Annotated in this window: 8 protein-coding genes and 1 pseudogene; 8 read left to right on the forward strand and 1 reads right to left on the reverse strand. The window is 76.5% G+C overall.

Translation table 11 applies throughout. The annotated features are described in order from the left end of the window. Both ACFE60_RS15840 and ACFE60_RS15845 read left to right on the forward strand, forming a co-directional pair. The coding region (locus ACFE60_RS15840) for a hypothetical protein (RefSeq protein ID WP_375389826.1) at nt 1–601 on the forward strand (601 nt) is incomplete at its 5' end. 38 nt (nt 602–639) lie between these two features. Next, nucleotides 640–1158 carry a GNAT family N-acetyltransferase gene (locus tag ACFE60_RS15845; RefSeq protein ID WP_375389827.1) on the forward strand — a complete coding sequence of 173 codons (519 nt, stop codon included), beginning with the start codon at nt 640–642 and terminating at the stop codon, nt 1156–1158. 130 nt (nt 1159–1288) lie between these two features. On the opposite strand, the gene ACFE60_RS15850 is transcribed toward ACFE60_RS15845, so the two are convergent. Beyond that, entirely contained in the window at nt 1289–1930 is a 642-nt protein-coding gene (locus ACFE60_RS15850; RefSeq protein WP_375389828.1) for a nucleoside/nucleotide kinase family protein, read from the reverse strand. A 79-nt stretch (nt 1931–2009) separates the two neighbouring features. Between ACFE60_RS15850 and ACFE60_RS15855 the strand changes: the two genes are divergently transcribed. The 6 genes and pseudogenes from ACFE60_RS15855 to ACFE60_RS15880 form a co-directional block, all read left to right on the forward strand. Then, complete coding sequence (locus ACFE60_RS15855) at nt 2010–3386, forward strand: aminotransferase class III-fold pyridoxal phosphate-dependent enzyme (protein ID WP_375389829.1); 1377 nt, start codon at nt 2010–2012, stop codon at nt 3384–3386. Nucleotides 3387–3528: 142 nt separating this feature from the next. Then, complete coding sequence (locus tag ACFE60_RS15860; protein ID WP_375389830.1) at nt 3529–3816, forward strand: metal-sensitive transcriptional regulator; 288 nt, start codon at nt 3529–3531, stop codon at nt 3814–3816. Nucleotides 3817–3837: 21 nt separating this feature from the next. Next, on the forward strand, nt 3838–4191 hold the full coding sequence (locus tag ACFE60_RS15865) for a heavy-metal-associated domain-containing protein (RefSeq protein WP_375389831.1): 354 nt from the start codon (nt 3838–3840) through the stop codon (nt 4189–4191). Further along, nucleotides 4191–6314: a heavy metal translocating P-type ATPase gene (locus ACFE60_RS15870; RefSeq protein WP_375389832.1), complete on the forward strand. Its 2124-nt coding sequence runs from the start codon at nt 4191–4193 to the stop codon at nt 6312–6314. The genes ACFE60_RS15865 and ACFE60_RS15870 overlap by 1 nt, the downstream gene beginning before the upstream one ends. Before the next feature lie 22 nt (nt 6315–6336). Further along, the gene (locus tag ACFE60_RS15875) at nt 6337–7224 is read left to right on the forward strand and encodes a hypothetical protein (protein ID WP_375389833.1); all 888 of its coding nucleotides are present in this window, start codon (nt 6337–6339) and stop codon (nt 7222–7224) included. Then, nucleotides 7217–7821: pseudogene (locus ACFE60_RS15880) on the forward strand (hypothetical protein); the annotation flags it as partial. The gene ACFE60_RS15875 and the pseudogene ACFE60_RS15880, both read left to right, overlap by 8 nt.

Consider the following 7821-nt stretch of genomic DNA (forward strand, 5'->3'; position numbering starts at 1 on the left):
CGTCGGGCGTTGGGCGGTGCTGCTGCTCGCCGCGACGACCGTCGTGCTGCTGACCGGTCCCTCCTTCTTCGTGCACTACGTCGCGTTGACCGGCCCGTGGCTGGCGCTCGTGCTGGGCGTCGCCGCCGGGGAGCTGCTCGCGACGCGGCGGTCGCGCAGCCTCGTGGTGGGCGGCACCGTCGCGCTGACCGCGGCGGTCGCGCTGCCGACCCTGCCGTGGGATCTCGCCCCACCGAAGCGCGAGCCGTCGATCGCGGCCGTCAGCGCCGCGGCGCAGCGGGTGGACGGCTGCATCCGCTCCGACGATCCGGGCCTGCTCGCCGCGCTGGGCGTGCTGTCGACCCAGCTCGAGCGGGGCTGCGCGCTGTGGCCGGACGTGACCGGCTGGACGTTCGACCGGCCGGGCCTGCCGGCCCGCTCGGACGACCGCCCGGGCAGCGCCCGCTGGCAGCGGTTCGTCACCGCCTACCTCCTGGGCGGCGACGCGGTGATCGTCGACCGGCGCGCCACCGGGTTGTCCGCGGCGAGCCGGCATCGGATCGCCGCGCTGCCGCAGCTCGCGCGGTCGGGGCGGCTCGTGCTGCGGGCGGTGCCCGGCTGACCGCGGACGCTCGGCGCGGCGGTGGGACGATCGGGCGCATGCCCGACCGCACCCGCCCGCTGACGCTCGACGACGCGCCGGAGATCGCGCGGCTGCAGGCGAAGAACCGGGCGTTCCTCGCGCCGTGGGACGCGATCCGGCCGGACGTCTTCTACACGGTGCCCGGGCAGCGCGTGGAGGTGCAGCGGATGCTGGAGCGGGAGGTGGAGGGGACCGTCGTCGCCCGCGCGATCCTCGACGACGACGGGCTGCTCGCCGGGGTCATCCGGCTGAACGGCGTCACGCGGGGCGCCTTCGAGTCGTGCGCGATGGGGTACTGGGTCGACCAGGCGCGGAACGGCCAGGGCCTCGCCTCCGGGGCGGTCGCGGCGCTGCTCGAGACGGCGTTCGGCGAGCTGCGGCTGCACCGCGTGCAGGCCGAGACCCTGCGGGACAACGTGCGGTCCCAGCGCGTGCTCGCCAGGAACGGCTTCGAGCACATCGGCATGGCGCCCCGGTACATGCGCATCGCGGGCGAGTGGCAGGACCACGAGCTCTTCCAGCGCCTCGCGGACTGAGCGAGCACGACAGCAGGAAGAACCGAGCACGACAGCAGGAAGGATTCACTTCAGCAGGAAGAAGTCGCCCCGTTCTTCCTGCGAACGGTGATTCTTCCTGCTGTAGTGCTCGGGGGAGGCGCGGGCGGGGTCAGGCGGTCCGGATGACCACGTCGGCGCGCGCCCGGGTCGGCTCGATCAGCGCCGCGTTCGGCAGGTCGACGGCGTCGACCCACGCCGCGGCCTCCGCCGGCGCCTTGCCGAACCGCACGTGCCGCGCGATCAGGCGCTCGCGGAGGAGGTGGGCGGGCGCGTCCGCGAACCAGACCTCGTCGAAGAGCGCCACCGCCTGCGGCCAGGGGGCCGCGTCGACGAGCAGGTAGTTGCCCTCGGAGACGACCAGGTCCACCTCCGGCCCGACCGCGATGCTGCCCGCGATCGGCTGCTCCAGCACCCGCTCGAAGCCCGGCGCGGAGACCGGCTCGTCCAGCCGCAGCCGCAGGCGGCGCAGCAGGTCGCGGTAGCCCCACCCGTCGAAGGTGTCGATCGCGCCCTTCCGCTCCCGGCGGCCGAGGCGATCGAGCGCGGCGTCGGCGAGGTGGAACCCGTCCATCGGCACGTGCGCGGCGCGGTCGGCGAACGCCGTGACCACCCGCTCGGCGAGCGTCGTCTTGCCCGCGCCGGGCGGACCGGCGATGCCGAGCAGCACCCGGCGCCGTCCCGAGGGGCTCGACGGGTCCACCCGCGCGAGCAGCCCCTCCATCCGTCCGATCGCGGCATCGACGTCCAGCACCCCACCACGGTCCCAGGTCCGGGCGGGGAATCGCGCCGGTTCTCGGGTCGGCGTCGCCGGATGTGCCTAGCGTGGGGGCATGACGCAGGTGGAGCCCCGCACGTTCGCCGTCCCGCAGGAGCGCAGGGTCGTCACGGCGCTGCCCGGCCCGAACTCGCTCGCGCTGCAGGCCAGGCGCCTGCGCAGCGTCAGCCGCGGCGCCGGCACCCTCGCGAACATCTACATGGAGCGCGGCGCGGGCGCGATCCTGGTCGACGTCGACGGCAACCACCTCATCGACCTCGGCTGCGGCATCGGCGTCACGACGATCGGCCATGCGCACCCCGCGGTCGCGGCGGCGGTCGCGGAGCAGTCGCAGAAGCTGACGCACACGCTCTTCACGGTCACGCCCTACGAGCAGTACGTGCGGGTCGCCGAGAAGCTGGCGGCGATCACTCCCGGCGACTTCGAGAAGCACTCGATCCTGGTGAACTCCGGCGCGGAGGCGGTCGAGAACGCCGCGAAGATCGCCCGACGCTTCACCGGCCGGCGCGCGCTCGTCGTGCTCGACCACGCCTTCCACGGCCGCACGAACATGACGATGGCGATGACCTACCGCCCCTGGCCGGAGCGGGAGGGGATGGGCCCGTTCCCCGGCGAGATCTACTCCGTGCCGATCAGCTACCCGTTCCGCGACGGGCTGACCGGCGAGGAGGCCGCCGAGCGCACGATCGACTACATCGAGACCCACGTGGGCGCCCGCGACGTCGCGGCGTTCTTCGCCGAGCCGATCCAGGGCGACGGCGGCGTCGTGATCCCGGCGCCGGGCTACTTCGCGAGGATCGCGGAGTACTGCCGCGACAACGGCATCGTCTTCGTCGCCGACGAGATCCAGGCCGGCATCGTGCGCACGGGCGCCTGGTACTCCATCGAGCACCACGGCGTCGTGCCGGACCTCGTCACCTCCGCGAAGGGCATCGCGGGGGGCATGCCGCTCGCCGCCGTCACCGGGCGTGCGGAGATCATGGACGCCGTGCAGCCGGGCGGCATCGGCGGCACGTTCGGCGGCAACCCGGTGTCGGCCGCCGCGGCGCTCGCCGTGTTCGACCTGATCGAGCGCGAGGACCTGATCGGGGAGGCGCAGCGCGTCGAGCGCGCCCTCGTCGCCCGGATCGGCGGCTGGGCGGCGAAGTACGACACCGTCGGCGAGGTCCGCGGCAAGGGCGCGATGTTCGGCGTCGAGCTGGTGCTGCCTGGCACGCGGCGGCCGAACCCGGCGCTGCTGAAGCACGTGCTGCGGTACGCGACCGAGCACGGCGTGATCCCGCTCGACGCGGGCAGCTGGGACAGCGTGCTGCGCCTGCTGCCCTCCGTCGTCATCTCCGAGGCGCTGATCGACGACGCCGCCGGCGTGCTGGAGGCCGCGATCGAGTCCTTCGCGGGCGTCGGCGAGGGCGGCATCACCCCCGCCTCCTGACCCTTTCGCGGATCCGGATTCCTCTCGCGGATCCGGACGGATGCGCCGACACGCCGCGCGCGAGGCGCTGCGGACGGCGTGTCGCTCCGTCGATCCGGATCCGCGAAAGGCGCTGATACCCCCTTGGGGTATGTTGGGAGGCATGGAGCAGCACGCCGGGTACGTCGCCAACAAGGACGACCTGCTGAAGCGGCTGCGGCGGGCCGAGGGCCAGGTGCGCGGCATCCAGCGCATGGTCGAGGACGACACGTACTGCATCGACGTGCTCACCCAGGTGTCCGCGGCGACGAAGGCGCTCGAGACGGTGGCGCTCGCGCTGCTGGACGACCACCTCGCGCACTGCGTCGCGGAGGCGAGCGCCGAGGGCGGGCCCGTCGCCGACGAGAAGCTGCGCGAGGCGTCCGCCGCCATCGCGCGACTGGTCCGCTGAGGACCCACACGAGGAGGAACGATGAAGGATCTGGGCATCACCGACGTCAGCGCGAGCGCGGAGGCGACCTGCGGCTGCGGCGGCGTCGCGGGCGCCTGCGCGTGCGGCGGCCACGGCCACGCGGAGGCGCACGGGCACGCCGAGGCGCACGGCTCCGAGAGCGGCGGGCAGACCTATGCCGTCACCGGCATGACCTGCAGCCACTGCGTCTCGAGCGTCACCGAGGAGCTGTCGCTGCTGGCGGGCGTCGAGTCCGTCGCCGTCGACCTGCACCCGGGCGCAGCCTCCTCGGTCGTCGTCACCGCCTCCCGCGACCTCGGCGACGACGAGGTCCGCGCCGCGATCGAGGAGGCGGGCTACTCGCTCGCCCGCTGATGGCCGCTCCCTCCGAGGTCCGCCTCGACATCTCCGGCATGACCTGCGCCGCCTGCGCGACGCGGATCGAGCGCCGCCTGAACCGCCTGCCCGGCGCCTCCGCCGACGTGAACTTCGCGACGGAGACGGCGGTCGTGCGGGGCGGCCCCGCGCTGCCGGACGTCGTCGCCGCGGTGGAGGCCGCCGGCTACGGCGCCCGGCTCGCGGGCTCGGGGGAGGAGGCGCACGGCCGCGGACTCGTCCCCCGGCTCGTGGTCGCCGCGATGCTCGCGGTGCCGGTGGTGCTGCTGTCGATGGTGCCCGCGCTGCACGTCCCCGGCTGGCAGTGGGTCGCGCTCGCGCTGGCCGCGCCGGTCGTCGGCTGGTCCGCGTGGCCGTTCCACCGCGCCGCCCTGCGTGCTCTGCGGCACGGGGACGCGACGATGGACTCGCTCATCAGCCTCGGGGTGCTCGCCGCGACCGCCTGGTCGGTCGTCGCGGTGCTCGGCGGCGCCCCCGACACGTACCTCGAGGTCGGCGTCGTCGTCACGACCTTCGTGCTCGCCGGCCGGGTCGCGGAGAAGGCCGCCAGGCGGCGGGCGGGCGCCGCGGTGCGCGAGCTCGCCGCGATCGGCGCGAAGGACGCGATCCGCGTCTCCGCCGGCGGCGAGGCGCTCGTGCCGGTGTCGGCCCTCGTGGTCGGCGACCGGGTCCGCGTGCGACCGGGCGCGACGGTGCCGAGCGACGGTCGCGTGCTCGAGGGCCGCTCCGCGGTCGACGCCGCGCTCGTCACCGGCGAGGCGCTGCCCGTGGAGGTCGGCCCCGGCGACCGGCTGGCCGGCGGCACGGTCGTGGTCGGCGGCAGCCTCGACCTCGAGGTGGAGCGGGTCGGCGCCGACACCGAGCTGGCGCGGATCGGCCGCCTCGTCGCCCGCGCGCAGGACGGCAAGGCCGCCGTGCAGCGCCTCGCCGACCGGGTCGCCGGGGTGTTCGTCCCGGTCGTGATCGGGCTCGCGGTCGTCGCGCTGGCCGCCTGGTGGGTCGCGGGCGACCCCCTCCGCGGCGTCTCGGCGGCGGTGACCACGCTGATCATCGCCTGCCCCTGCGCGCTCGGGCTCGCGACGCCGACGGCGCTGCTCGTCGGCACCGGGCGGGGCGCGCGCCTCGGCGTGCTGATCAGCGGGCCGGAGGTGCTGGAGCGGACGCGCCGGATCGACACCGTCGTGCTCGACAAGACGGGCACCCTGACGACCGGCCGCATGCGCGTCGGCGAGGTCGTCGCCCTGCACGGCCAGGACCCGGACCGGGTGCTGCGGCTCGCGGCCGCCGCGGAGCACGACTCCGAGCACCCCGTCGGCCGCGCGCTCGTCGCGGCGGCGGCGGCGGGCGGCGTGCGTGCGGCGAGCGGCTTCCGCACCGACGCGGGCGGCGGGGTGACCGCGCAGGTCGAGGGCGCCCTGGTGCAGGTCGGCCGGCTCGGCTGGCTCGCCGACGCCGGCGTCGAGATCGGGGCCGCGCGGGAGGCGGTCCGGGCGATCGCGGCGCGCGGCGCGACCGCGACCGTCGTCGCCGTGGACGGCAGGGCCGTCGGCGTCGTCGAGCTCGCCGACACCGTGCGCTCGGGTGCGGCCGACGCGATCGGGCGCCTCCGCGCGCTCGGCCTCACCCCGGTGCTGCTGACGGGCGACGGGGAGGGGGCGGCGCACGCCGTCGCCGCCGCGACCGGCATCGACCGCGTCTTCGCCGCCGAGACCCCGGAGGGCAAGCTCGCCCGGATCCGCGCGCTGCAGGCGGAGGGGCGCACGGTCGCGATGGTGGGCGACGGCGTGAACGACGCCGCGGCGCTGGCTGCGGCCGACCTCGGGGTGGCGATGGGCGGCGGCACGGACGCCGCTGCGGCGGCCGCCGACATGACGCTGCTGCGCGACGACCCGCTGCTCGTCCCGACCGCGATCCGGCTCGCTCGGGCGACGCTCGGCACGATCCGCGGCAACCTCTTCTGGGCGTTCGCGTACAACGCGGCGGCCCTGCCGGTCGCGATGCTCGGCCTGCTGAGCCCGATGATCGCCGGCGGCGCGATGGCGCTGTCGTCGGTGCTCGTCGTCGGCAACAGCCTGCGCCTCACCCGGTTCCGGGCCGCGTGACCGCGCCTCCGGCCCGCTCGTCGTGGGGCTGACCGCCGCCCTCGCCCTGCTCCGCGCGCACGTGCTCGTCGTCGCGGTGCCGGGCAGGCCCGTGCTGCGCCTCCGCGCTGAGGCCGCCGTCCGCGCGCGCGGCTGGCTGCTGGTCGCGGACCCGGAGGACGCCGACCTGCTGCTCGTCTGCGGGCGGGCGGGCGGGGCGTTCGCGCAGGAGGTGGAGGTGCTCTGGAACCGGGTGCCCGCGCCCCGGTCCAAGCGGACGGTCGCGGACGCCGACGGCCTCGACGGGGCGCTCGACAGCGCCGCGCGGGTGCTCGCGGACGGGGCGCTGCAGCGGCGGACCGCGGCGGAGGTGCCGTCCGTGCCCGCGATGCGCGTGCCGACCCGCGGGCGCGTGCGCTTCGGCCCGGCGGCGCGCGACTGGCCGTCCGGGCTGGTGCTCGACTGCGCGCTCGACCGTCGCGGGCGGGTCGGCCTGGTGGACGCCTCCGGACGGCCGCTCGAGCCCGTCGCCGACCACCTCCGGGACCGGGTCGACGACGAGCTGCGGCGCGAGGTGCTCGATCTCGCGGGTGCCGCCGCGCTGCTGCGGCTGGTGGGGTGGACGCCGCCGGCCGCACGGATCGACGGCGTGGTCGACGGCCTGCTCGCGGACCGGCTGCGGAGGCCGCTGCGGCGCCGGGTCGAGCGGATCGCGCGCCGCGTGGAGGCGTCCGTCACGCTGCGCTGGACGCTGCAGCGGCTCGTGCCCGGCGTGCCTGTGCGCGCCCGCCTCCTCGAGCTGCTCGGTGCCCCGGTCGACGCGGCTGCCGGTGCCGCAGCACCCGAGTGGGGCGCGCTGCTCGACGGCCGCCCGCCCGCCGCGGTGCCGCTGATCGTCGCCGCGGCGGAGGCGGAGCACGGCCGTGCCTGACCTGCTGCCTCTGCTCGCCGTCCCCGCGCTCGTCGTGCTGGGGCTCGTCGGGCTGGGCCTCGTCGTCGCCGGCGTGGCCGCGGTCCGCACGGGCCGGGACCTCGGCGTGCTCGGCTCGATCGCCGTGCTCGCGCCGCTGTCGGAGGCGGCGCGAGCCCTCCGGACGCGCCCGCTGCTCGCGTCAGGCGCCCTGTTGCCGCGGCTCGGTGCCGTCGGGCTGCTCGTCGTCGCCGCCGTGCGGGTGCTCGTGCTGAGCGTGGCCGGCGTCGCGCTGCTCGACCCGCCCGTCGGCGTCGCGGCGTTCGTCGCGCTCGACCTGCTCGCCTGGGTGTGCTGGGCGCCGATCGGCGGCGCGCGACGGGTCCTCCTGCGCGCCGTCGCGATCGAGCTGCCGGTCGTGGTGGCCCTCGCGGCGCCGGTCGTCGCGGCGCGCTCGCTCGCGGCGGTCGCGGTCGCCGGTCAGTCGGCGCTGCCGCTCGCCGCGCAGGTGCCCGTCGCGCTGGTCGTGCTGCTGGCGGCGACCGGGGTGACCGCGCCGTGGAGCGCCGCCGCGCCCGCCGCGGTTCCGGTCTCGCTCGGCCCGACGGAGCGGGTGCT

The sequence above is a fragment of the uncultured Amnibacterium sp. genome, assembly GCF_964245895.1.
In the GTDB taxonomy this organism is placed as follows: Bacteria; Actinomycetota; Actinomycetes; order Actinomycetales; family Microbacteriaceae; genus Amnibacterium.

Coding starts and splice junctions, on each gene's coding strand:
- ACFE60_RS15845 (WP_375389827.1), top strand. CDS start 640: ATGCCCGACCGCACCCGCCCGCTGACGCTCGACGACGCGCCGGAGATC.
- ACFE60_RS15855 (WP_375389829.1), top strand. CDS start 2,010: ATGACGCAGGTGGAGCCCCGCACGTTCGCCGTCCCGCAGGAGCGCAGG.
- ACFE60_RS15860 (WP_375389830.1), top strand. CDS start 3,529: ATGGAGCAGCACGCCGGGTACGTCGCCAACAAGGACGACCTGCTGAAG.
- ACFE60_RS15865 (WP_375389831.1), top strand. CDS start 3,838: ATGAAGGATCTGGGCATCACCGACGTCAGCGCGAGCGCGGAGGCGACC.
- ACFE60_RS15870 (WP_375389832.1), top strand. CDS start 4,191: ATGGCCGCTCCCTCCGAGGTCCGCCTCGACATCTCCGGCATGACCTGC.